This window comes from Kitasatospora sp. NPDC091207 (genome assembly GCF_044768625.1).
Taxonomy (GTDB): Bacteria; Actinomycetota; Actinomycetes; order Streptomycetales; family Streptomycetaceae; genus Kitasatospora.
In genome coordinates, this window is sequence record NZ_JBIVVS010000002.1 from 437,592 (window position 1) to 460,376 (window position 22,785).

Here is a 22,785-nt window from a genome sequence, read left to right on the forward strand (position 1 = left end):
ACGCCCGGTCAGCGGTTTCCGCGGGGGGGGGGGGGGGGGGGGGGGGGGCGCGGCGGGGGGGGGGGGGGGGGGGGGGGGGGGGGGGGGGGGGGGGGGGGCGGGCGGGGGCGGCGGGGGGGGGCGGGGGCGGGCGCCCCCCCCCCCCCCCCCCCGCCGTCGGCGGGTGCGCGGGTGTCCGGTCAGACGGTGCGGGCCAGGTCGGCCGCACCGGCGATGCCGGCGGCCGAGCCCATCGAGGCGAGCACCACCTCGGCGCGCGGGCGGTGCACCCCACCGGTCAGGTAGTGCTCGAAAGCCTTGGTGACCGGGTCGAGCAGCAGCCGGCCGGAGTCGGAGACACCGCCGCCCAGCACGAAGACGGCCGGGTCGAAGAGCGCGGCGAGGTCGGCCATGCCGCGGCCCAGCCAGTCGGCCAGCTCCGCGTAGCATTCCAGGGCGAGCGGGTCGCCCGCCTCGGCGGCCTCGGTGATGTGGATGCCGCGGATGGTCTCGGCGACGCCGTCGTTGAGCTCCAGCATCCGCCGGCCGCGCACCGGGTCGGCGGCGGCCATCTCCCGGCCGTAGCGGCGCAGCGCCCGGCCCGAGCCGTACTGCTCCCAGCAGCCCTTGCCACCGCAGCCGCAGGGCAGGCCGTCGGGGACCATGTTGAGGTGGCCGATCTCGCCGGCCACACCGAACCGGCCGCGGTGCAGCCGGCCGTCCAGGACGATCCCGCCGCCGATGCCGGTGCCGACGGTGATCAGCACCATGTCCGAGTGCTCGGCGGCGGCGCCGAAGCGGAACTCGGCCCAGGCGGCGCAGTTGGCGTCGTTCTCGACCACGGTGTCCAGGCCGGCGAGCTCCTCGATCCGGCCGCGCAGCGGCTCGTCCTCCCAGTCGATGTTGGGGGCGAAGATCACCGTGGAGCGGTCGCGGTCGACGAAGCCGGGGGCGCCGACGCCGGCCGCCACCACGTCGGGGTACTGCTCCTTGAGCTCGCGCACGGCCTGCGCGATGGCGTCGACCGCCCACTGCGGGTCGGCCGGGGTGGGCACCCTGGTCCGGGCCAGGATCTCGCCCGCCTCGTTGACCACGCCTGCCGCGATCTTGGTCCCGCCGACGTCGACGCCGATGGTCAGAGCCATGTGTCCCTCAGCTATTCACTCGTTCCCGCTGGACGGAACGGTACCGCCCAACCCTGCCCCCGTACACACCGTCGCCTACATTAACCGAAGACAATTCGCGCCCAAGCTCGCCGAGCAGCTTCAAAAGTCGTACATTCCGCCCCGCTCCGTCACAGCGGAGGTCCGCACGGTCACCACGCGGAGGTCAGGGCTTCACTGCTTGTCGGACGGCCCGTCAGGCGTGTCGAGGTCGATCCGCTCGCTGCGGGCGCCGTCACCGGCCGTCCAGCGGTACTCGTGGCCGGCCACGGCGGCCCGGTAGGCGGCCACCAGCTCGCCACCGGCGGCGGCCAGGCCGCTACCCGCGGCCGACAGGTGCTCGTACACCTCCGGCTGCTTCTCACGCAGGCGGTCGGCGAAGCCGGCCAGCGAGATCAGGGTCTCGGCGCTCGCCTCCTGCGCCTTCTGGCCGACGACGGAGGCGAACCGGCGCACCTCGTCCACCAGCGGGCCCAGCTCCGGGCCGAACGGGTGCTCGGCGGGCTGCTCGGCGGACTGCTCGGTGCGGTCGTCGGCAGTGGTCATCGCGGGCGTCTCCTCAGCTCCGGCCGCGCCTGCGGCCCCTGGCCCCGACGCTACCGGACCGGCCCCGCCGCCCCGACGGGCTCTGCTGCCGGGCCGCGGCGGCGGGCTCGGGCCGGCCGTCGACCGGCGGGCCGGCCACCGGCGCCGACGGGAAGCCCGGTCACGGGCGCCGCAAGGGGCTCAGCCGCGCGGCCAGAGCGCCGGATCCGGCGCGAAGCGGACGGCGAGCGCCCCGTCGTGCAGGCCCGCGCCCGCGACGGTGCAGCGGCGCAGCGCCGAGGGCAGCGCGAGCACCCGGCGATGGGCACCGAGGCCGACCACGAGTTCGTCGCCGCGCCGCACCAGGTCCAGGTCGGCCCGCTCCGCGCCGGGCAGCGGGAGGTGCCAGACCAGCAGCCCGTCCTCGGCCAGCCGGTCCTCGACGGTCCACGGCTCGGGGTCGAGCGGGGCCGGGCCGGGACCGGTGCCGTACAGGCGGTCGGCGACGGCCTCCAGGGTGACCTCGGCGAATCCGGTGACCAGCACCGGGACGTCGCTCGCGGCGGTCAGCCCGGCGAGCTCCTCCCGCCGGCGGCGGGCCAGCCCGGCCAGCCAGGGGTCGGCCGAGTCGGCGGCGGCGTCCGGCAGCACGCCGTGCACCACCACGGCGTCCGGCCGGTGGCCGTGCAGGGCCAGCCCGGCCCGGATCCGGCGGAGCTCCTCGTACGGGTGGGCGTCGGCGGCGGTGACCAGACGGACGCTGGTACCGGGCGCGGCGATCGCCGCCCGGGCCTCGGCGAGCGCGGCGGCGGCCTTGCTCCGGCCCTCGTAGAGCCAGTCGGCGGGCATCGGCACCCCGGCCAGACCGGCCAGCAGCGGGCGCAGCGCGCGGGCGGCCTGGCGCTGCTCGGGCACCAGCCGGGCCAGGTAGCGCTCCAGCTGTTCGGGCAGGGCGAGCGCGGCGATCAGCTCGGCGGGCGGCGGGCCCAGCACCACCAGGACGTCGGCCTCGACGGCGGACAGGGCGCGGAGCAGGGCGAGCCGGGCGGTACCGGGGAGCGCGGTGAGCTCCTCGGGGTCGAGCGGGTCCGCGCCGAGCAGGTCGAGGGCGGGCTTGATCCGGCCGCCGATCTCGCCGAGGGCGTGCCGGAACGCGGCCTGCTCGTCGATCCGGGCCACGGTCAGGCCGGGCGCGTACCCGGCCGGTTCGGGCTCCAGCCGTGTACCGAGGACGGTGTCCAGGGTGCGGTGCGGGTCGTCGGCGGCCAGCAGCAGGGTCCGCCGGCCCTGCCGGGCGGCGTGCAGGGCGGTGGCGGCCGCCACCGTGGGTGCCGCCGTGTCACCGCTGACCAGGATGGTGCGTGTCGCCGTCATGCCGTGCGGCCCCGTCTTCCCGGCGTCAGCCCTCGACGCGCTTCTTCAGCCCGGCCAGGGCCCGGTCGATGATGACCTTCTCGGCCTTGCGCTTGATCATCCCGAGCATCGGGATCTTGACGTCGACCGCCAGCTGGTAGGTGACCTCGGTCCGGCCGCCGTCGAGCGGGGCGAGCGAGTAGGAGCCGTCCAGCGAGCGGAGCATCTGGCTGCGCACCAGCGTCCAGCCGACCTCACGGTCCCCGTCCCAGGTGTAGGCGAGCACGTGCTCGTCCCGGATGGCGCCGGCGTCGAGCAGCAGGCGCACCTGGGCGGCACGGCCGTTCTCGGCGGTCTCCAGCACCTCGATCTCCTTCACCTCGCCGGTCCAGGCCGGGTAGGCGGCGAAGTCGGCGATCACGGCCATGACCTTCGCCGGGGTCGCCTCGATGGTGATGCTCGACCTGGTGTGCTCCGCCATGGAATGGCCCTCCGCGTCGTCCCTGCTGCCGGCCCGGCCGAGCCTGCTCGGTCGGGTGCGCCCGGAGCAGGCTATCGCGACCGGCGATCCCTCAGGTCCAGGGCTCGGAGGCGCGGAAGTCGCGGGCTCGGGGCGCTCGCAGGCTACCGGCCGGTCACCCCCGGGCTGTCGTAGGGTGCCATTCGAACGACCCGGTCACGGCCTGGTCGGACCGGGTAAAGGTGTGACACTTCGAACACCGGAGCCGACCCCCCTGGTCGAAGCTGCCTACCGGGCAGTAACGTCCTGCCGTCCCGCAGCGTCGCGAACGAGGAGCAGTCTTGCTCGACTTCAGCCTTCCGGCCCTCTACCAGGTACCGAGCGGCGGTAACCTCTCCGACCTCGTGCACCAGAACGCCGAGCGGCACCCGGACGTCGTGGTGCTCAGCCGCAAGGTGGACGGCCGGTGGCAGGAGTTGACCGCCGCCCAGTTCCTGGTCGAGGTGCACGCCGCCGCCAAGGGCCTGATCGCCGCCGGCATCGAGCCCGGCGACCGGGTGGGCATCATGTCCCGCACCCGCTACGAGTGGACGCTGCTGGACTTCGCGATCTGGACGGCCGGCGCGATCACCGTGCCGGTGTACGAGACCTCCTCCGCCGAGCAGGTGGAGTGGATCCTCGGCGACTCGGGGGCGGTGGCCGTCCTCACCGAGACGGCCCAGCACGCGGCGGTGGTCGAGGGGGTCCGGGAGCGCCTGCCGCTGCTGCGGCAGACCTGGCAGATCGAGGCCGGCGCGCTGGCGGCACTGGCCGAGGCGGGGCAGCACGTCGCCGACACCACCGTCACCGAGCGCCGGTCGCTGGCGACGGCCGACTCGATCGCCACCATCGTCTACACCTCGGGCACCACCGGCCGCCCCAAGGGCTGTCAGCTGACGCACGCCAACTTCATGGCCGAGTGCGGCAACATCGTGGAGCGGCTGGCCCCGCTGTTCCGCACCGGTGAGAGTTCGGTCCTGCTCTTCCTGCCGCTGGCCCACGTGCTCGGCCGGATCGCGGAGATCGCGCCCGCGATGGCCCCGATCAAGCTCGGCCACGTGTCGGACATCAAGGACGTCACCGCCGAGCTGGCGGCGTTCCGGCCCACCCTGATCCTGGGTGTGCCGAGAGTCTTCGAGAAGGTCTACAACACCGCCCGCGCGAAGGCCCAGGCCGACGGCAAGGGCAAGATCTTCGACAAGGCCGCCGACACCGCGATCGCCTACAGCCGGGCGCTGGACGCCGGCCGCGCGGGCCTGGGCCTGCGGATCAAGCACAAGGTCTTCGACAAGCTGGTCTACAGCAAGCTGCGCGCCGCGCTCGGCGGCCGGGCGACCCACGCGATCTCCGGCGGCGCCCCGCTCGGCGAACGCCTCGGGCACTTCTACCGGGGCATCGGCTTCACCGTGCTGGAGGGCTACGGCCTGACCGAGACCTGCGCGGCCACCGCCTTCAACCCGTGGGACAAGCCGAAGATCGGCACGGTCGGCCAGCCGCTGCCCGGCGCCGCCGTGCGGATCGCCGAGGACGGCGAGGTCCTGTTCAAGGGCCCCCAGGTGTTCACCGGTTACTGGAACAACCCGCGGGCCACCGCCGACGCGCTGAAGGACGGCTGGATCTCCACCGGCGACATCGGCTCGCTGGACTCCGAGGGCTACCTCACCATCACCGGCCGCAAGAAGGAGATCATCGTCACCGCGGGCGGCAAGAACGTCGCCCCGGCGGTGATCGAGGACCGGATCCGGGCGCACGCCCTGGTCGGCGAGGTGATGGTGGTCGGCGACCGCAAGCCGTTCATCGGCTGCCTGGTCACCGTGGACGAGGACTTCTTCCCCAAGTGGAAGGAGCTGAACGGCAAGCCGGCCACCGCCACGGTGTCCGAGCTGATGGAGGACCCGGACCTGCTCGCCGCCCTCCAGTCCGCCGTGGACGACGGCAACGCCGCCGTCTCGCACGCCGAGGCGGTCAAGAAGTTCCGCCTGCTGGACACCGTCCTGTCCGAGGAGAGCGGCCACCTCACGCCGTCGCTCAAGCTCAAGCGCAACCTCGTGCTGAAGGACTTCGCGGCCGATGTCGAGGCGATCTACCGGCGGTGACCGTACGACGGGGGCCTGCCACCGGGCCGGGCCCCCGTCGCGCCGTCAACCCGCCAGCAGCGAGGTGAGCCGCCCGGCCAGCAGGTCCCACCGCCAGGAGCGGTCCACCCAGCGCCGCCCGGCCTCGCCCATCCGCCGGCGCAGCTCCTCGTCGTTCAGCAGCCGGACGATCCGCTCGGCCGCGGCGGCCGGCGAGCCGCCCGGCACCACGTAGCCGGTCTCGCCCTCCAGTACCGCGTCCGGCGCGCCGCCGGAGTCCCCGGCCACCACCGGCAGGCCGGTCGCCGAGGCCTCCAGGTAGACGATCCCCAGGCCCTCGACGTCCAGCCCGCCCCGCCGGGTGCGGCAGGGCATCGCGAAGACGTCTCCGGCGCCGTAGTGCGCGGGCAGCTCCGACCACGGCACCGCCCCGGTGAACCGCACCGCGTGACGGACGCCCCGGGCGTCGGCGAGCTTCTCCAGGTCCGCCCGGTAGGGGCCGTCGCCGACGATCAGCAACACGGTGTCCGGCACCTCGGCGAGGATCTGCGGCAGCGCCTCGATCAGGGTGTCCTGGCCCTTGCGCGGCACCAGCCGGGAGACGCAGACCACCACCGGCCGGTCGGCGAGCCCGAGCCGGCGGCGCAGCTCGGCACCGCCCGAGTCGGGGTGGAAGGTCCGCTCGTCGACCCCCGGCGGCAGCTGCGCCATCCGGGCGGCCGCCTCCGGGCCGACCGCGCCGGCGATCCGGGAGCGGGTGTACTCGCCGAGGTAGGTGAGGGTGTCGGTGCCGGCGCCGATCCGGCGCAGCAGCTGCCGGGCCACCGGGAGCTGGGCCCAGGCGGCCTCGTGCCCGTGCGTCATGCCGAGCAGCCGCCCGGCCCCGGCACGGCGCAGCGCGGGCGCCATCAGCCCGAGCGGGGCGGCCGCGCCGAACCAGACCGCGTCGCAGTTCTCGGCCCGGAGGATCTCCGCGGCCCGCCGGGTGACCCGCGGTGTGGGAACCATCACCTTCGTCCGGTCCCGGATCACCGGGAACGGCTGTTCGGCGTCGAAGCGGGCGACCTCACCGCCGTCACGCCAGGTCGACGCGTAGACCACGATGCTCCCGGCGGGCTGACGGACAGCCATGTTGTGGACGAAGGCCTGGATGCCGCCGGGTCGCGGCGGGAAGTCGTTGGTGACGATCAAGGTCTTGTGCATCAGGCCACGGCTCGCTCGGTCGGGGGGTGCTCGGTGTACCGCTGGGTGATCCGTACGATAGGTCAACACCATGACCCGCCGGGAACGGATCCGCGCACGGCAACCGTTTCACCCCCGGGTCTGTCCTAGTACCTAGGCAGTCGGTGCGGCCCCGCCCGGTGTGGCGCCGCGCCCGGCACCGGCCGCCCGGGCGTCCGTCGCGTGACGCCTCCGGTGGGACGTCCGAGACGAACGAGGGAGCGCAGTGGAGTTGGCCCCGGCCACCGAGTCCGGTTCACCCAGCGGCGCCGACGGCCCCGGCACGGCGCTGGCCGTCCGCCAGGAGCCCGTACCGGCCCCCGTCGGCCCCGTCAGGCGCACCGGAGCGCTCTGCGCGCTGGGCGGGACGTGGCTGGCCTCCCGGGCGCTGCTGCTGCTGCTGGTGACCGGCGTGCTGCGGATGCCCGGCGGGGACATCACCACCGACGTCTGGCTGATCTACCACGGCTGGTACGGCGTCCTGCAGACCGGCACCTTCCCGCTGGACGACGTGACCTGGCAGTACCCGCCCGGCGCCGCCCTGGTGATCATGCTGCCCGGGCTGCTGCCCTGGTCGTACCTGGTCTCGTTCTGGGTGATCTGCGGGATCGCCGACGGCGTGGCGATGGCCCTGCTGGTGCGGACCGGACTGCGCAGGGGCCGGGCGCTGACCGGCGCCTGGGTCTGGGTGGCCGGCGTGCCGCTGCTCGGCCCGATGATCTACAACCGGTACGACGTCATCGTCACCGCGATCGCGGTGGCCGGCCTGCTGGCGCTGATCCGCCGCCCGGCGATCGGCGGGATCCTGCTGGGCCTGGGCGGGATCATCAAGATCTGGCCGCTGATCGGCCTGATCGGCACCCCGTCCGGCCGCCGCACCCGCCGCGCCTGGACCGCCGCCGCGGCCACCGCCGTCTCGGTGGGCTTCCTGCTCGCGGCCGGGATGAACGGCGCGTTCGAGTTCCTGACCTTCCAGAAGGACCGCGGCGTCGAGGTCGAGTCGGTGGGCGCCCTGCCCCTGCACTTCGCCCGAATGGCCGGCGCCTGGGACGGCAGGGTGACGATGAACTACGGCTCGGTCGAGATGCTCGGGCCGTGGGTGACCGTGGTCGGCAAGGTGATGCTGGCCGGCAGCGTGCTGGGCTTCGGCTGGCTGCTGCTCTGGCGCTTCACCGCCAAGCGCCGCACCGCGGCCACCATGTACGACGCGGCGCTGGCCGCGCTGCTGATCTTCACCGTGACCAGCCGGGTGATCAGCCCGCAGTACCTGGTCTGGCTGGTCGGCGCGGCGGCGGTCTGCCTGACCGTGCGCACCACCAGCCAGCGCCCGGTGGCGCTGCTGGTCCTGGCCGCGACACCGCTCACCGTGGTGGAGTTCCCGCTGCTCTTCAGCGAACTGGTCGGCAGCGAGCCCTGGGCGGTCACCGCGCTGGCCCTGCGCAACCTGCTGCTGCTGGCCGCCACCGGGCTCTCCTGCGTCCGGCTCTGGCGCTCGACCCGCGGGTCCGCCCAGCTCCCGGCCACCGTGGTGCTGGACCGCTCGGAGCCGGTGTCGTCCACCGGCTACCCGGTGCGCCCGGGGATCGCGTACGAGCAGGACCTGCTGGACGGCATCGACCGGCCGGAGACCCCGGCCCAGCGGCGCCGCTAGGAGCGGCCGGGGTACCGGGCTGCCGGGCGCCCCGGCGGGCCTACCCCGCCAGCCGGCGGACCTCGGCCGTCCAGAGCTCGGTGAAATCGGCCAGCCCCAGGCCCAGTTCGTCCCGCAGAACGCGGTCCGTGCGCTCGTCCCGGCCGGTGCCCGCGCCCGCCGCGCCGACCGCCCGGTAGAAGTCGACGAGCCGCTGCGGCCCGTAGCGGCGGGCGATCAGCTCGCAAGCGAGCCAGGACTGCTCGTAGGCCTGCGCGATGCCGGCGGCCCCGGCCGTGAAGTCCCGGTCGGCGGGCAGCGCCGAGGGCACCTTCCCGGCGGCGACGTCGCGGGCCAGCTCGGGGGCGATCTGCCGCGGGGAACGGCCGGAGTCCCGGTAGCCGGTCCAGTCGGCGACGCCCTCGGAGAGCCAGAGCGGCGTCCACGCGCGGGTGTCGGCCCGGGTCGCCACGTGCACCGCCTCGTGGGTGGTCACCACCTGGCGGCCGAAGTCGCTGAGCCCCTCGTACGCCCCGGGGTTGACCAGCACCCGGTCCGCCGGGGTGTGCCAGGGGGCACCGGGCGCCGCGGTGGTGACCGCCGCCATGCCGCCCCAGCCCGCCGGACCGGCGTCCAGCAGCCGGCCGAACTGCTCCTCGGTGGCGGGCAGCTCCAGCAGCAGCCGGCCCGCCCAGGCACTGCCCCAGAGGGCGGTGACGGCCGGGACGGCCCGGTCGGCCACGGCCGCGAGCCGCGCCGGGTCCGGCCCGTCGGCCAGGCCGAGCACCAGGCAGTGCTCGCCGCCCGCCGCCCGCACGGTCCCGAGGTCCCAGAGCGGTGCCGGTCCGCCGGTGCCCTCCTCCCGCTCCACCCGCCAGCCGTCGCCACCGCGCAGCAGCGCCAGCCGGCGCGGGTGGACCACCGGGTACTCGTCGTAGCCGGCCACCCGGACGGTCAGCTCGGCGGTCCCGGTCAGCCGGTCCGGCCCGCCGCCCGGCCCGAGCACGAGGTTGCGGTAGGCCAGCTCGACCGGGGTCGCGGACAGCCCGGCGGCCAGTGCCCGGGCCCGCTCGGCCAGCAGCCCGGTCAGCTCGGCCCGGTGGTCCGTCACCGCCACGGCCACGGGAGCGGCCGGTGCCGCCCGGGGCAGCGAGAGCTGGGCCAGTCCGCCCGCCGCGAGCAGCAGCGCACCGCGCCGGGACAGCGCGCCGCGGCGTGACGCGGGCGCGCCTCCCGGTCGCGGGGCCGGGTTCGCGTCGGCGGGAGGGGTGGGGCCGGGCCGGCTCAGAGCCGGATCACCCCGGCGACGGGCATCGCGTTGACGCTCTCGTAGCGGACCTTGGCGCCCGGGTAGGGGGCGTGCACGATCACGCCGCCGCCGGCGTACATGCCGACGTGGTGCATGTCCCGGTAGAAGATCACCAGGTCTCCCGGTCGCGCGTCGGAGATGCTGACCCGCTGGCCGGCGGACGCCTGGGCCTGCGAGGTGCGCGGCAGGGTCACTCCGGCCTGCCGCCAGCTCCAGTACATCAGACCCGAACAGTCGAACGCACGGGGCCCGGTGGATCCGTACACATAGGGCGAACCGATCATCTTGACGGCGGCGGCCAGCGCGGCGGCGCCGCGTTCGGAGGCGGGCGGGGCGGTGCCCAGGTCGAGCCGGTCGGTGCCTCGGGTGGCCCGCTGCTCGGCCTCCCGGGCGTCCTGGGCCACCAGCCGGGCCCGCTCACCGGCCCCCAGGCTGTTGAGCAGCCGCTGCGCCTTGGCCAGCCGCTGCTGGATCTGCTGCTTGCTCTCGGCGAGGGCGCGGCGGGTCTGCTCCAGCTCGGAGAGCTTCATGGAGGTCTCGGCCCGGCGCTGGTCGAGCCGGCGCTGACGGGCCACCACCTCGTGCAGCGTCTCGTTCTGCCGCTCGGCGGCCTGCTCCAGGGTCCGGGCCTTGGAGAGATAGCCCTCCGGGTCGGTGGAGAGCATCAGCTGGACGGTCTGCGCCATCCCGCCGCCCCGGTACTCGGCGCCGGCCACGGTGGCGAGGTCGCCGCGCAGCTGGTTGAGGTCGTCCTGGGCGACGGCGACCTGCTGCTGGAGGGTGCCGGTCTCGTACTGGAGCCGCTGCTGGGCGTCCAGTGCCGCGTTGTACTTCTCCGAGGCCTGCTCGGCCTCGTCGTACAGCTGCTCCACCTGCGCCTTGACGTCCTTGCGGTTCGACGGCCCGTCCGGCGCGCCCGGGGCGGCCTGGGCGGCACCGCCCGTCGCCACCCCCAGCGCGGTGGTGGCCGCGGCGGTCAGCACCAGCGCGCGGGCGAGCGCACCCGGCAGGGGGGAACGGCGGTGCAGGGCCATACGACGGTGGCTCCGATCCTGGGCCGGGCCCCGCCGCCGCACCGGAGCGGGCGGCTCTCAAGCGGAAGTCCGGTGGCAGACGTTAGCGAGTCCGGGCGAGCGAGTCCAAACCCCTCCCAACCCGAATATTTGACCCGCAATCGGACACCAGACCGGTCCGCCGCAAAAGCCGCAGGCCCGGCCTCCCGCGAGGGGAGACCGGGCCTGCGGCGGCGGACGTCGGATCAGACGCGCACGATGGCCGAGATCGGCAGCATGCTGGCGGTCTCGTACCGGACGTTCGCACCGGGCTTCGGCGCGTGGATGACCTGGCCGCCACCGACGTAGATGGCGACGTGGCTGCGGTCCGCGCGGTAGATGATCAGGTCACCGGGCTGGGCGTTGGCGATGTTGGTGCCGACGTTGGTGCCGACCGTGGCCTGGGCCTGCGAGGTGCGCGGCAGCGACACGTCGGCCTGGGCGTAGGCCCAGCTGGTGAGGCCGGAGCAGTCGAACGAGCCCGGGCCGGAGGCGCCGTAGACGTACGGCGCGCCCAGCTTGCTCTCGGCCGCGGCGATCGCGGCGGCGGCGCGCGAGCCATTAGCCGCGGGCGCGGACGGCGCGGCGGCGGCGGACGAGGCGGCGGCGGGCTTGGCGGCCGCCGAGGACGAGCCGGCCAGGTTGTCCCGGCTGTTGTCGCGGGAGGCCCGGTCGGCGTCCGCCTTGGCCTTGGCCTCGGCCTTGGCGGCGTCCGCCTTGACCTTCGCCTCGGCGGCGGCCTTCTCCTCGGCCGCGCGCAGCGCCTGGCGCTCCTGCTCGGTCAGCGTGTTGAGCAGGTCCTGGGCCTTGGCCAGCTTGCCCTGGACCTCCTCCTTGGAGGCCTTCAGCTGCTGGGTGGTGGCCTCGAGCTCGGCGAGCTTGCCCTGGGCCTCGTTGCGGTCCTGGTCGAGCCTGCGCTGCTGCTCCTGAAGGTCCTTCAGGACATTGGACTGGGTGCTGCCGGCCTGGTTGATCGCACCGGCCTGGGTGAGGAAGCTGTCCGGGCTGGACGAGAGCATCAGCTGGACGGTCGGCGATATGCCGCCGTTGCGGTACTGCTCGCCGGCGATCTCGGCGAGGCCACCCTGGGCCTCGGTCACCGAGGCCTGCTGGCGGGCCACCTTGTCCTGCAGCTCACCGACCTGCTTCTGCAGCTCCTGCTGCTTGGCCTGGGCACCGTTGAGCTTCTCGGTGGCCTGCTCGGCCTGCTCGTTGAGCTGGTCGACCTGCTCCTTGACCTGGTCCTTGGTCGGCGTCGGGTCGGCGTGGGCGCCGGACTGCGCGGAGAGGGCGACCGCCGCAGCGGCGACACCGGTCAGGATCGAGACCCGGGCGCGGCCGGCGGGCTTGGGACGACGATGGGACGCCACGAAGGCGGACTCCTTCTTCCTACGTCCGCCTACCGGGTGAGCTGACGGGTTCGGGCCGGAAGCGTGCCCTACGACGCCTCACCGGCCGCTCTCGCGGTCGACCTGGCGCCGATTCACCCCGGAGGAACATGGTTCCCCGGCTCCGCTCCACAGCACCCCCGACTACTGGGCTCCCCGTCGGGCAGACGACCTGCCCCGCTGCTTCACGAACTCGGCGGTAAACCCCCGCCGCCACCCTGGCTGGGTGATCGACTGTGCGGTGGTTCGAGGCACGACCCTAGTAACAGAACCGTGATCCGTTCAAATCCTTGTCAGAAAAATGCCGGAAGAATATCCAAGTTCACTTGTGAATATGACCGAGTGTGATCACCAGCCCACACGGAGCTGATCGTTTGTCACCATGCCGCCGTGAATGCCGACGCCACCCCCGATCAGGAGGTGGCGTGGATCACAGGGCCGTGTCCCGGCCCGTGGGCGTGTCGTGCCGGTCCGTCAGACCCGGCGAATGGTGTTGATCTTCATCGCGTCGGCCTTCATCACCTTCACGACGTCACCGGTGTGCGGCGCGTGCACCACCATGCCGTTGCCGATGTACATCCCGACGTGGCTGCGGTCGTCGCGGTAGATGATGAGGTCGCCCGGCTGGGCCTCGGCGAGCGAGGGGACCCGGGAGCCGTAGTTGGCCTGCGCCTGCGAGGTGCGCGGCAGCGTGACACCGGCCTTGGCGTACGACCAGACCATCAGGCCCGAGCAGTCGAAGGTGTTCGGCCCGACGGAACTCCACTGGTACGGCGAGCCCTGCTTGCTCATCGCGTTGGACACGGCCGACCCGGCCATGCCGCTGGCCTGCGGCAGGCTGCCCAGATCGGCCCGCTCGCTGCCGCGCGAGGCCCGGTCCGCCTGCTGCTGGGCGGCCTTCAGCGCCGCCCGGTCCGCCGCGCTCAGCGAGTTCAGGAGGTCCTGAGCCTCCTTGAGCTTCTTGTTGACCTCCGCCTTGGACTGGTTCAGGTCCTTGGTGGTGTTGTCCAGGGAGGCCAGGATCGCGGCCGCCTCCGCCTTCTGCTGGTCCAGCCGGCGCTGCTGGTCCTGCAGGCCCTTGAGCGCGTCGGCCTGGCTGGAACTGGCCTGCTGGACGCTGGACGCCTTGTCCAGGTAGCCGGACGGGTCGGAGGAGAGCATCAGCTGGACGGACGGGTCGATGCCGCCGGTGCGGTACTGCGCACCCGCCACCTCGGCCAGCCCGGCCTGGAGCTGGGTCATCTGGTCCTGGCCGCGGGCCACCTGGTCCTGGAGCTGGTCCGACTGCTTGCGCAGCTGGTCGGCCCGCTCCTTGGCGCCGTTGTACTTCTCGGTGGCCTGCTCGGCCTCCTCCTGCAGCTGGTCGATCTGCGCCTTCACGTCCTCCTTCTTGGGGGACGGACTCGGCGCGGCGTGCGCGGCGACCTGGGCGGAGAGGGCGACCGCGGTCGCCGCGGCAGCGGTGAGCACGGAGACCCGCGCGCGGCTCGGCTGCTTGGGACGGCGGTGGGTGGCCAAGGGACCGGCTCCTTCTTCCAACGGACTCACCCGATTGGGTGAGAATCCGGAAAATAGGTTTGACGCCAGACCCTAGTGAAGATCCACGCTTTGCGCCACTCCCCCAATGGCGTGAACCTCCGCCCGCGGCCATGACTTCACCGGATCCTCACAACCCCGCAAACCGGGCGCTGACCAGGCGTCACTCCGGCCTGGCCAGCGCCCGGTCGAGGTCAGGGCCGGGCCAACCGGTTCAGCAGCAGCACGGAAGCCACGGGGCGCGCACCGGCCTTCCGCACGCCCTCCGCGACCTCCCGGTCGGCGGAGACCACCACCACCGGCCGCCCCTGCGGCTCGGCCCGCACCAGCCGGCGGATCAGCTCGTCCGCCGTCTCACCGGTCCGGCTGAACCGCACCCGGACCCCGCGCGGCGGCGCCATGATCACCGGCACGTCGAGGTCCTGCCCGTCGAACACACAGGTGACCTCCGCCTGCGTGCGCTGGGCCAGCATCGCCAGCCCGCCCAGCAGGCGGATCCGCTGCTGCTCCAGCGGCAGCGCCGGATAGCCGGTCTTGGTCACGTTGTAGCCGTCCACCACCAGATGGACCTGCGGGATCGCCAGCAACTGGTCGAGCAGCGCCGGATCGTCCTCGGCCAGCCCGCGCCGCGCCACGTCGTGCGGCGAGGCCGAACCCGGCACCACCGCCTCCACCAGGTCGGCCGGACGGATCTGCGACACCGGCAGGGCCAGCTCCCGCTGCAGCCCCTGCGCCGACTGCAGCACGGTGTCCAGCAGCAGCCGCAGCCTCATGTCCTCGACGCTGCGCCCCTCGCGGGCCGAACGGCGGCCCTGCTCGGCGGCGTTCTCCAGCTCGGAGATCCGGTGCCGCAGCCGCCGCGCCTCGCTCTCGGCGGCGCCGCGCTCGGTGGCCGCCTGCGACCTCAGCGCCTCCAGCTCCCCGGTCACCCGGCGGGTCTCGGCCTGCGCCCGACGGGTGTCGCTCTCCAGCGAACGCACCTTCTTGCGCAGCGACTCCGCCTCCTTGCGGACGTCCTCCGACTCGGCCCGCTGCCGGTCCAGGTCGGCCCGGGCCGCGGCGCGCACCTCGGCCAGCTCCGCCTGCAGCTTCTCCGCCAGCCGGCTCGCCTCGGCCGCCGCGCCCTCGGCACCGGCCCGCTCGGCCTCCTCGCCCGCCTCGGTGACCAGCCGGCTCCAGCCCGCCGAACGCACCAGGTACGCGGCGGCCGCCACGTCCATCGGATCGGCGGCGCCCGGCACGGTGCCCGACTCCAGCGCCCTGACCAGGTCGGGCTGCCCGAGCCGCAGCCGCTCCGCTATCCGCACCCGGAACGCCGGCTCGGACTCCAGCGCCGCGGCCAGCGCGGTCGCGGCGTACTTGGCCCGGCGCGCCGGGGTGAACTTGGCGTACGGGCGCAGCGTCTGCGGCAACTCCCCGATCGGCAGCCCGCCGAGCGCGTCGGCGGCCAGGCCCACCACACGCCGGCGCACCCCCTCGGGCAGCGGCCGGTCGAGCTTCTCCGCGGCGCGGCCTGCCGCCGGCTCCTCACCGCCGGCGCCGCCGGACTCCTCACCGGCGGCCTCCTCGGCGGGGGCGCCGGTGCCGGGCGCGGCAGCCCCGACCGCGTCCGGCGCCTGCGCGTCCACAGCGGGCTGCCGCCCCTGCGGTCCGGCGGGCTCCTTCGCTGCGTCCACCACGTCCTCGGCTCCGATCCTCGTCCAGCGGGGCACGGCCGTCGGCCGCACCCCTGGTCGTCACGCTCCGTGCGCTCTGTCTGTATTGTCCCGCGCGGCGGACGGCCGTGCCGCGCACCGTCCGCCGCGGGGGGCGGGCATCAAGCCTGCTCGGCCGCCTCGGCGCCCGGACGGGCCACCAGCTCGACCTGGTCCACCGCGTTGCACCAGCGGCAGCGCACCGACTCGACGGTCTCGCTGTGCACCTCGGTCTCCTCCACCTTGGACTCGCCGGCCAGGTCGAAGTGCAGGAACTCGGTCACCCGGGCGGTACGGGTGACATCGAAGCGGGTCAGGTTGCCGCACAGCGTGCAGCGCCAACGCGTCTCTGCGGTCAGGGCGGGGACGGTCATCGGGGGTCCTCTCGGGTGGTCCCTGGGTGGGCTCAGGCGCTCCCCCCGGAGCCCCGGCATCGGCGGCGGGAGGCGGGAATGCCCGGCCCAAGCCTATTGCCTGGGGCAACCACCCCGGCCACCGGTCACAGCGATCGCGGGGGTGGTCCACCTGCCGTACAGCGCGGTGTCGCCGGCACCGGACGGAGGGATGCTTGGTCGCATGGCGATCCCGGTCCTCGACCACACCGGTGCGCGGGGCGGCCGCCCGGCCGCACCCGTCCCGGCCGTCAGCTACGCGCTGATCGCGCTCAACGTCCTGGTGTTCCTGCTCGGCCCGGCGGCCGGCCTCAACCCGTTCTACGGCCGGGGGCAGGACCGGGTCTGCGCGGAGCAGCGCTACGAGCAACGCTGGGGCGCCGTCCCGGCCGAGCTGCTGGCCGGGCGCCCGCTGAGCGCCGAGCAGCTGGCCGAGGCCCCCGATCCGGTGCCGGGCTGCCCGGCCGCCCCGACCCCGGGCAAGCACCCGGCCCTGTCGGTCCTCAGCGGTCTCTTCCTGCACGCCGGCTGGCTGCACCTGCTGGGCAACCTGCTCTTCCTCCAGGTCTTCGGCCCCACGGTCGAGGAACGCCTGGGCCGGGCCCGGTTCGCCCTCTTCTACCTGGCGGCCGGCTCGCTGGCCACGTACGGCTTCGCGCTGGCCGAGGCGCACTCGCCGGACTCGACCAGGGTGCTGATCGGCGCCTCGGGGGCGATCGCCGCCGTGCTCGGCGCCTACCTGCGGCTGCATCCGCGCGCCCGGGTGACCACGCTCGTCCCGCTGCTGCTCTTCCTGCCGCTGCGCTTCCCGGCCTGGCTGGTGCTCGGCCTCTGGTTCGCGCTCCAGTGGTGGTCGGTGCACGCGGCCGGGCCCGGCGTCGCCTACCTGGTCCATGTGATCGGCTTCTCGGCGGGGTTCCTGTACGCCTGCACGCTGGCCACCCGCCCCTCGCGACGGCCCGGCTGACGCCCGATACCCTGGCGACACCTCACAAAGGAGCCCGAACAGTGATCACCGCCATCGTCCTGATCAAGACCAGCGTCGACCGCATCCCGGAGATCGCCGAGGCGATCGCGGCCATCGAGGGCGTCAGCGAGGTCTACTCGGTGACCGGCGGCTACGACCTGGTCGCGATGGTGCGGGTGCGCCGGCACGACGACCTGGCCGAGGTGATCCCCGGCCGGCTGAACAAGGTCCCGGGCGTGGCCCACACCGAGACCCAGATCGCCTTCCGCACCTACTCCCAGCACGACCTGGAGACCGCCTTCGCGCTCGGCCTGGGCGAGTAGCCCCTCCCCCGCTCAGCCCTCGCGCCGGCCCCTGTCGACCTGCACGGTGGCGACGCAGCGGCCGCCCTCGTTGCGGTAGTTCCAGGCCGCGCCGTCCGTGACCAGCTCGCGGACGGCGGTCAGGAACCGGTCGATGTGCTCGTCCGGGGTGCCCGCGCCGAAGCTGACCCGGATCGCGTTCAGGCTGCGCTCCCCCGGCAGCGACGCCTCCGGCGCGCCGCACTCGGACGGCGCCACGTCCTCGTCGCCGAGCAGGGTGCGCACCAGCGGGTGGGCGCAGAACAGGCCGTCGCGCACCCCGATGCCGTACTCGGCGGAGAGCGCGGCCGAGAAGTGCGAGCTGTTCCAGCCCTGGACGACGAAGGAGAGCACGCCCACCCGGGCCGAGTCCGCGCCGAACAGGTTCAGCACCCGCACCTGCGGGACCTCCGCCAGACCGGCCGTCAGCCGGGCGATCAGCTGCTGCTCGCGGGCCTCCAGCGCGTCGAAGCCGGCTTCGGTCAGCGCCCGGCAGGCCGAGGCGATGGAGTAGGCGCCGATCACGTTCGGCGAACCGGCCTCGTGCCGGGCCGGGCCGGTGTGCCATTGCACGGCCACCGAGCCGTCGGCCTCCCGGGCCACCGTACGGGTGGCGCCGCCGCCGGCCAGGTACGGCTCGGCCTCGTCCAGCCAGTCGGCCCGGCCGGCCAGCACGCCGGCGCCGAACGGCGCGTAGATCTTGTGCCCCGAGAACGCGATCCAGTCCACGCCCAGCTCGCGCACCGAGACCCGGTGGTGCGGGGCGAGCTGCGCGGCGTCCAGCACCACGCGGGCCCCGTGCCGGTGGGCGGTCTCGGTCAGCTCGGCGACCGGCCACAGCTCGCCGGTGACGTTGGAGGCACCGGTGACGCAGAGCAGCTTGGGGCCCTCGGGGGCCTCGGCCAGCGCGGCGTCCAGGGCGGCGACCGCCTCGGCCCGCGAGCGCGGGGCGCGCAGGTAGGTGACGCTCAGGCCGGCGTGGCGCCAGGGCAGCAGCGAGGCGTGGTGCTCGGTCTCGAAGGCGAAGACCCGGGTACCGGCCGGCACGGCACCGGCCAGCAGGTTGAGCGAGTCGGTGGTGGCCCGGGTGAAGACCACCTGGTCGCCCTCGCGCAGGTCGAGGAAGTCCGCGACGGTGCGGCGGCTCTGCTCGAAGAGGTCGGTGGAGAGCTGGGAGAGGTAGCCGGCGCCGCGGTGCACGCTGCCGTAGTAGGGGGCGTAGGCGGCGACGTCGTCCCAGACCCGCTTCAGTGCCGGGGAGCTGGCGGCGTAGTCGAGCGCGGCGTAGGTGACCTTGTCACCGTTGACCAGCGGGACCTCGACGTCGTGGCCGAGAACGGGGAGCGGGGCGCAGGTTTCGGTGGCGACGGACATGGGAGTGCACTCCTTCGACGGGTAAGGACCCCGGAGTGCGTGTCAGCCGGCGTCCGCGCTTGTCGCGCGGACGGATTGCCGCGAGACCCGGTCCTCACCCAGGGCACCCCGCCACGGACGGAGGGTTGCCGGACAGCCAGCTGGGGCTTTGCACTGTCACTCATGACCTGGCGAAGACTCTAGGTCGCGTCCGCCGGGTGGTCAAACAGGTGTCCACGATCCGGGCTGTGTTGTCGCCCGCTCGCCTCCGGGCCGCTCTCGTCCGGTGCCGACGGTCGGCGCTCCAACGCCGCTCGTTCCTCGCGGCGTCCTCGCTTCTCCCTTTCGGCACCGGCGCGGCCCTTCGGCTCGGGGCGGAGTCGGTCGGGGCCGGGGTCAGAGCCGGTGGCCGGGGTTCGGGCGCCGGGTCGGGACCGGGGCTCAGGCGCCGGGGCCGGAGGCGGGGTTCAGGCACCAGCGCCGCGGTTCGGACGCCGAGGTCGGGATCTCGGGTTCGGGCGCCGGGGTCGGGATCTCGGGTCCAGGGCCGGGGGCCGGCGGGCGGGGCGGCGGGGCGGGTGTTCGCTCGGCTGCCGCGGTCCGTGGGGTACGCGAAGGGCCCGCGGGGCGTCCCCGCGGGCCCGGCCGGCGTCTCACGCCTTGGCGGTGGCCTCCGCCCAACGCCGCAGCAGGTCCTGCGCGGCACCCGAGTCGATGGCGGCCGCGGCCCGTTCCATCCCGGCCGCCAGCTGCTCGGTGAGCGGCGCGTCGGTGAGGTCCAGCGCCACCAGCGCCGTCGCCGTGTTCATCAGGACGGCGTCCCGCACCGGCCCGCGCTCCCCGGCCAGCAGCCGGCGGGCGACGTCCGCGTTGAAGGCCGGGTCCCCGCCGCGCAGCGCCTCGATGCCGACCAGTTCGACGCCGACGTCACGCGGGTCGAAGGAGGTCTCGGTGACCTCGCCGTCGCGCACGATCCAGACCCGCGAGGTGGTGGTGACGGTCAGCTCGTCCAGGCCGTCGTCGCCGCGGAAGACCAGCGCGGTGGAACCGCGCCGGGCCAGCACCCCGGCGATCAGGGAGGCCAGCCTGGTGTCGAAGCAGCCGATCGCGTGCGCGGTCACCTTGGCCGGGTTGGTCAGCGGGCCGAGGGTGTTGAACGCGGTCGGCACCCCGAGGCCGCTGCGGGCGGGGGCGGTGTGCCGCATCGCGGGGTGGAACTTGGCCGCGAAGCAGAAGGTCAGCCCGACCTCCTCGGCCACCTCGGCGACCCGCCGGGCCGAGAGGTCCAGACTGACGCCGAGCTTCTCCAGCACGTCCGAGGAGCCGCTCGCCGAGGAGGCGGCCCGGTTGCCGTGCTTGACCACCTTGGCGCCGGCCGCCGCCGCGACGATCGCCGACATGGTGGAGATGTTGACGGTCTTCGCCCGGTCGCCGCCGGTGCCCACGATGTCCACCGCCGGGCCGGGGATGGAGAGCGGTTCGGCGTGCGCGTACATCGAGTCCACCAGGCCGACGATCTCGTCGACCGTCTCGCCCTTGGCCCGCAGGGCGACCATGAAGCCGGCCATCTGCACGGCGGAGGCCTCGCCGCTCATGATCCGGTCCATCGCCCAGGCGGTGTCCGCCCGGTCCAGGTCCTCGCCCCGCAACAGCGCCGAGAGGATGTCCGGCCAGGTGCGGACCACCTGCACGGGGTCCTTGCCGCCGTTCGCAGGGTTCACGTTCACCATGGCTGACTCCAGCTCTTGTCGGTTCCCCGAGGGGATCTCCGTAAGGATGGAGCCAGCCTATCGAGCGGCGGGACGCGACCGCCCCGCCGCGGCCTTCACTTCTCTCGTACTGAGACGCGCCGTCCTAGCGGGCGGCCGGCGCCCGCTTCGCCAGTCGGGTCCGGAGCAGGGTGGCGGCCGCCTCGGCCAGCGCCACCGGATCCACCGGGCGGGAGATGGCCGCGTCCGCCCGGCTCCAGGCGGCCAGCCACGAGTCCTGCGGCCGGCCGATCAGCACCAGCACCGGCGGGCAGCCGTAGATCTCGTCCTTCAACTGCCGGGCGAGCCCCAGCCCACCCGCCGGCACCGCCTCGCCGTCCAGCACGCAGATGTCCACGCCGCCCTTCTCCAGTGCCTTCAGCACCGCGGGGGTCGTCGCGCACTCGAGGTAGGCCAGCTCCGGAAGATCCTCGGCGGGCCGCCGGCCGAGGGCCGTCAGCACCTGCTCGCGGGTGTTGCGGTCGTGGCTGTAGACGAGAACGGTCAGCGTCTCGCCGGTGGTGTCCGCCATGGGCCCTGCTCCCTCAAGTGTGATCCGGACCACGTTCGCCTCATCCCGGATGCTACTCCCGATCACCGCCCGCCGAGCCACTCCCGCGCGATCCGTCTCAAGCCGCCGCGCCCACGGCCCGCCCGGGACTCACCCGCCCGGAGGACAGGCCGTCACCCCCGGCGGCGCGGTCCACCCGTACGGCCGACGGGACGGCCGTTCCCTTACTCCCGGCGGTCCCCGAAGGAGTGGAGCGACACGCAGGGCAACAGGGTCGAAGATGCCTTCGAAGAACCGTCAGAAAAGGGACACGCCGCTGCTCAGCCGCCATCCGGGCGTCCCGTCGGGCCCCACCGGGGCATACCGCACGCACCGGACACTCCGAGGGACACCCCCCGGCGTGAAGACGGAATAAGGGACCGACATAATGTCCGTCGTGGCGACAGCAACAGCAGTAGAAACCGGGCACGCGCACGGATCGGTCAACCGGCCGAACATGGTCAGCGTCGGAACGATCGTCTGGCTCAGTTCCGAGTTGATGTTCTTCGCGGCCCTCTTCGCGATGTACTTCACGCTCCGCTCCGTCAAGGGAGCCGAGTTCTGGAGCGAGAAGGCGCACGCCCTCAACGTGCCCTTCTCCTCGGTCAACACCACGATCCTGGTGCTCTCCTCCCTCACCTGCCAGCTCGGCGTGTTCGCTGCCGAGCGCGGGGACGTGAAGAAGCTCCGCTCGTGGTTCGTCATCACCTTCGTGATGGGCGCGATCTTCATCGGCGGCCAGATCTTCGAGTACACCGAGCTGGTCAAGAAGGACGGCCTCTCGCTGTCCTCCGACCCGTACGGCACGGTGTTCTACCTGACCACCGGCTTCCACGGTATGCACGTGACGGGTGGTCTGATCGCCTTCCTGCTGGTCCTCGGACGGACGTACGCAGCCAAGCGCTTCACGCACGAGCAGGCCACCGCCGCGATCGTGGTGTCGTACTACTGGCACTTCGTCGACGTCGTGTGGATCGGCCTGTTCGCGACCATCTACCTGATCAAGTAACCAGCTGATCAGGTCGCTGGCCACCGGCTCCGGGTCCCGCCCTCACCGGCGACGGCCCGATTTGCCGGTGCCTACGCTCCCAACCGACCGACCGCGCGCGCAGCCCTAGACAGGCAGCCTCGTGCCGGCCAGACCGGCCGCCGGGTGCACCCACCAGTCGACCAGATCCTGACACCGGGGTTATTCCGTGAAAAAGCTCTCCGCACGACGGCGCCACCCATTGGCGGCGCTGGTCGTCCTACTTCTCGCCCTGGCGGCAACCGGGGGGCTGTACGCCGCGTTCGCGCCCGCCGACAAGGCGCAGGCCGACGTCGCCGCGCAGTCGCTCGCGATCGATGAGGGCAAGAAGCTCTTCGCCGTGGGCTGCTCCTCCTGCCACGGCCTGAACGGCCAGGGCAGCAGCGACGGCCCGAGCCTGGTCGGCGTCGGCTCCGCCGCGGTCGACTTCCAGGTCGGCACCGGCCGCATGCCGGCCCAGCAGCCCGGCGCCCAGGTGCCGGCCAAGAAGAACATCTACGCGCAGGCGGAGATCGACCAGCTCGCCGCCTTCGTGGCTTCGCTCGGCCCCGGCCCGGTCATCCCGACCGAGGAGCAGTACACCTCGACCAACCCCGAGGACCTGTCCAAGGGTGGCGAGCTGTTCCGCACCAACTGCGCCCAGTGCCACAACTTCGCCGGCCAGGGCGGTGCCCTGACCAAGGGCAAGTACGCCCCGTCGCTGGAGGGTGTGGACGCCAAGCACATCTACGAGGCCATGCAGACCGGCCCGCAGAACATGCCGTCGTTCCCGGACACCACCATGCCCGAGGAGCAGAAGAAGCAGATCGTGGCCTTCGTCCGCCACACCACCAACGATGAGCCCAACCCCGGCGGTCTCACGCTCGGCAGCCTCGGTCCGGTGACCGAGGGCCTGTTCGGCTGGATCTTCGGTCTCGGCACGCTCATCGCGGTCGCGATCTGGGTCGCCGCCCACACCACCAAGGCCAAGAAGTCATGAGCCA

20 protein-coding genes and 2 riboswitches are annotated in these 22,785 nt (G+C 73.7%); of the genes, 6 read left to right on the forward strand and 14 right to left on the reverse strand.

Features of this window, described 5'->3' with window-relative positions; genetic code table 11:
- Window positions 1–179 precede the first annotated feature (179 nt).
- The 4 genes from ACIQTO_RS06625 to ACIQTO_RS06640 form a co-directional block, all read right to left on the reverse strand.
- On the reverse strand, window positions 180–1,124 hold the full coding sequence (locus tag ACIQTO_RS06625; RefSeq protein ID WP_402383741.1) for an ROK family glucokinase: 945 nt from the start codon (window positions 1,122–1,124) through the stop codon (window positions 180–182).
- A gap of 192 nt (window positions 1,125–1,316) precedes the next feature.
- Window positions 1,317–1,688 (reverse strand): DUF5304 family protein, encoded by a 372-nt coding sequence (locus ACIQTO_RS06630; RefSeq protein ID WP_402383744.1) that lies wholly within the window; start codon window positions 1,686–1,688, stop codon window positions 1,317–1,319.
- Between the two features lie 180 nt (window positions 1,689–1,868).
- Window positions 1,869–3,041 (reverse strand): ArsA family ATPase, encoded by a 1,173-nt coding sequence (locus tag ACIQTO_RS06635; protein WP_402383747.1) that lies wholly within the window; start codon window positions 3,039–3,041, stop codon window positions 1,869–1,871.
- A 25-nt stretch (window positions 3,042–3,066) separates the two neighbouring features.
- Complete coding sequence (locus tag ACIQTO_RS06640; RefSeq protein ID WP_402383750.1) at window positions 3,067–3,501, reverse strand: SRPBCC family protein; 435 nt, start codon at window positions 3,499–3,501, stop codon at window positions 3,067–3,069.
- Between the two features lie 320 nt (window positions 3,502–3,821).
- Here ACIQTO_RS06640 and ACIQTO_RS06645 point away from each other — a divergent pair, with 320 nt between their 5' ends.
- Entirely contained in the window at window positions 3,822–5,615 is a 1,794-nt protein-coding gene (locus ACIQTO_RS06645) for an AMP-dependent synthetase/ligase (RefSeq protein ID WP_402383753.1), read from the forward strand.
- Between the two features lie 45 nt (window positions 5,616–5,660).
- Here ACIQTO_RS06645 and ACIQTO_RS06650 read toward each other — a convergent pair whose 3' ends face one another.
- Window positions 5,661–6,797 (reverse strand): glycosyltransferase family 4 protein, encoded by a 1,137-nt coding sequence (locus ACIQTO_RS06650; RefSeq protein WP_402383756.1) that lies wholly within the window; start codon window positions 6,795–6,797, stop codon window positions 5,661–5,663.
- A 376-nt stretch (window positions 6,798–7,173) separates the two neighbouring features.
- Here ACIQTO_RS06650 and ACIQTO_RS06655 point away from each other — a divergent pair, with 376 nt between their 5' ends.
- Complete coding sequence (locus ACIQTO_RS06655) at window positions 7,174–8,466, forward strand: glycosyltransferase 87 family protein (protein ID WP_402384265.1); 1,293 nt, start codon at window positions 7,174–7,176, stop codon at window positions 8,464–8,466.
- Between the two features lie 40 nt (window positions 8,467–8,506).
- Here the strand turns inward: ACIQTO_RS06655 and ACIQTO_RS06660 are convergent, their stop codons facing one another.
- From ACIQTO_RS06660 to ACIQTO_RS06685, 6 genes are all read right to left on the reverse strand, one after another.
- The gene (locus ACIQTO_RS06660; protein WP_402383759.1) at window positions 8,507–9,556 is read right to left on the reverse strand and encodes a hypothetical protein; all 1,050 of its coding nucleotides are present in this window, start codon (window positions 9,554–9,556) and stop codon (window positions 8,507–8,509) included.
- A 173-nt stretch (window positions 9,557–9,729) separates the two neighbouring features.
- Window positions 9,730–10,788, reverse strand: a complete 1,059-nt coding sequence (locus tag ACIQTO_RS06665) for an NlpC/P60 family protein (protein WP_402383762.1) — start codon at window positions 10,786–10,788, stop codon at window positions 9,730–9,732.
- A gap of 224 nt (window positions 10,789–11,012) precedes the next feature.
- The gene (locus ACIQTO_RS06670; protein ID WP_402383766.1) at window positions 11,013–12,176 is read right to left on the reverse strand and encodes an NlpC/P60 family protein; all 1,164 of its coding nucleotides are present in this window, start codon (window positions 12,174–12,176) and stop codon (window positions 11,013–11,015) included.
- 10 nt (window positions 12,177–12,186) lie between these two features.
- Window positions 12,187–12,341, reverse strand: a riboswitch (cyclic di-AMP (ydaO/yuaA leader).
- Window positions 12,342–12,668: 327 nt separating this feature from the next.
- On the reverse strand, window positions 12,669–13,712 hold the full coding sequence (locus tag ACIQTO_RS06675) for an NlpC/P60 family protein (protein WP_402383768.1): 1,044 nt from the start codon (window positions 13,710–13,712) through the stop codon (window positions 12,669–12,671).
- A gap of 212 nt (window positions 13,713–13,924) precedes the next feature.
- Complete coding sequence (locus tag ACIQTO_RS06680) at window positions 13,925–15,409, reverse strand: NYN domain-containing protein (protein WP_402383771.1); 1,485 nt, start codon at window positions 15,407–15,409, stop codon at window positions 13,925–13,927.
- Window positions 15,410–15,546: 137 nt separating this feature from the next.
- Window positions 15,547–15,798 carry a hypothetical protein gene (locus ACIQTO_RS06685; RefSeq protein WP_380573720.1) on the reverse strand — a complete coding sequence of 84 codons (252 nt, stop codon included), beginning with the start codon at window positions 15,796–15,798 and terminating at the stop codon, window positions 15,547–15,549.
- A 202-nt stretch (window positions 15,799–16,000) separates the two neighbouring features.
- On the opposite strand from ACIQTO_RS06685, the gene ACIQTO_RS06690 reads away from it, so the two are divergent.
- Window positions 16,001–16,783, forward strand: coding sequence for a rhomboid family intramembrane serine protease (locus tag ACIQTO_RS06690; protein WP_402383774.1), 783 nt, complete (start codon window positions 16,001–16,003; stop codon window positions 16,781–16,783).
- A 41-nt stretch (window positions 16,784–16,824) separates the two neighbouring features.
- A complete protein-coding gene (locus ACIQTO_RS06695; protein WP_329487307.1) occupies window positions 16,825–17,106 on the forward strand; it encodes an Lrp/AsnC ligand binding domain-containing protein in 282 nt (93 codons plus the stop codon).
- A 12-nt stretch (window positions 17,107–17,118) separates the two neighbouring features.
- Here ACIQTO_RS06695 and ACIQTO_RS06700 read toward each other — a convergent pair whose 3' ends face one another.
- The 3 genes from ACIQTO_RS06700 to ACIQTO_RS06710 form a co-directional block, all read right to left on the reverse strand.
- Window positions 17,119–18,498, reverse strand: a complete 1,380-nt coding sequence (locus ACIQTO_RS06700) for an aminotransferase class V-fold PLP-dependent enzyme (RefSeq protein WP_402383777.1) — start codon at window positions 18,496–18,498, stop codon at window positions 17,119–17,121.
- Between the two features lie 50 nt (window positions 18,499–18,548).
- A riboswitch (SAM riboswitch) is annotated at window positions 18,549–18,666 on the reverse strand.
- Between the two features lie 464 nt (window positions 18,667–19,130).
- Window positions 19,131–20,207, reverse strand: coding sequence for an anthranilate phosphoribosyltransferase (trpD, locus tag ACIQTO_RS06705; protein WP_402383780.1), 1,077 nt, complete (start codon window positions 20,205–20,207; stop codon window positions 19,131–19,133).
- A gap of 124 nt (window positions 20,208–20,331) precedes the next feature.
- On the reverse strand, window positions 20,332–20,757 hold the full coding sequence (locus ACIQTO_RS06710; RefSeq protein WP_402383782.1) for a hypothetical protein: 426 nt from the start codon (window positions 20,755–20,757) through the stop codon (window positions 20,332–20,334).
- A 406-nt stretch (window positions 20,758–21,163) separates the two neighbouring features.
- Here ACIQTO_RS06710 and ACIQTO_RS06715 point away from each other — a divergent pair, with 406 nt between their 5' ends.
- Window positions 21,164–21,784: a heme-copper oxidase subunit III gene (locus ACIQTO_RS06715; RefSeq protein ID WP_073923280.1), complete on the forward strand. Its 621-nt coding sequence runs from the start codon at window positions 21,164–21,166 to the stop codon at window positions 21,782–21,784.
- A 187-nt stretch (window positions 21,785–21,971) separates the two neighbouring features.
- The gene (locus ACIQTO_RS06720) at window positions 21,972–22,781 is read left to right on the forward strand and encodes a c-type cytochrome (RefSeq protein WP_387880207.1); all 810 of its coding nucleotides are present in this window, start codon (window positions 21,972–21,974) and stop codon (window positions 22,779–22,781) included.
- The last annotated feature ends 4 nt before the right edge of the window (window positions 22,782–22,785 follow it).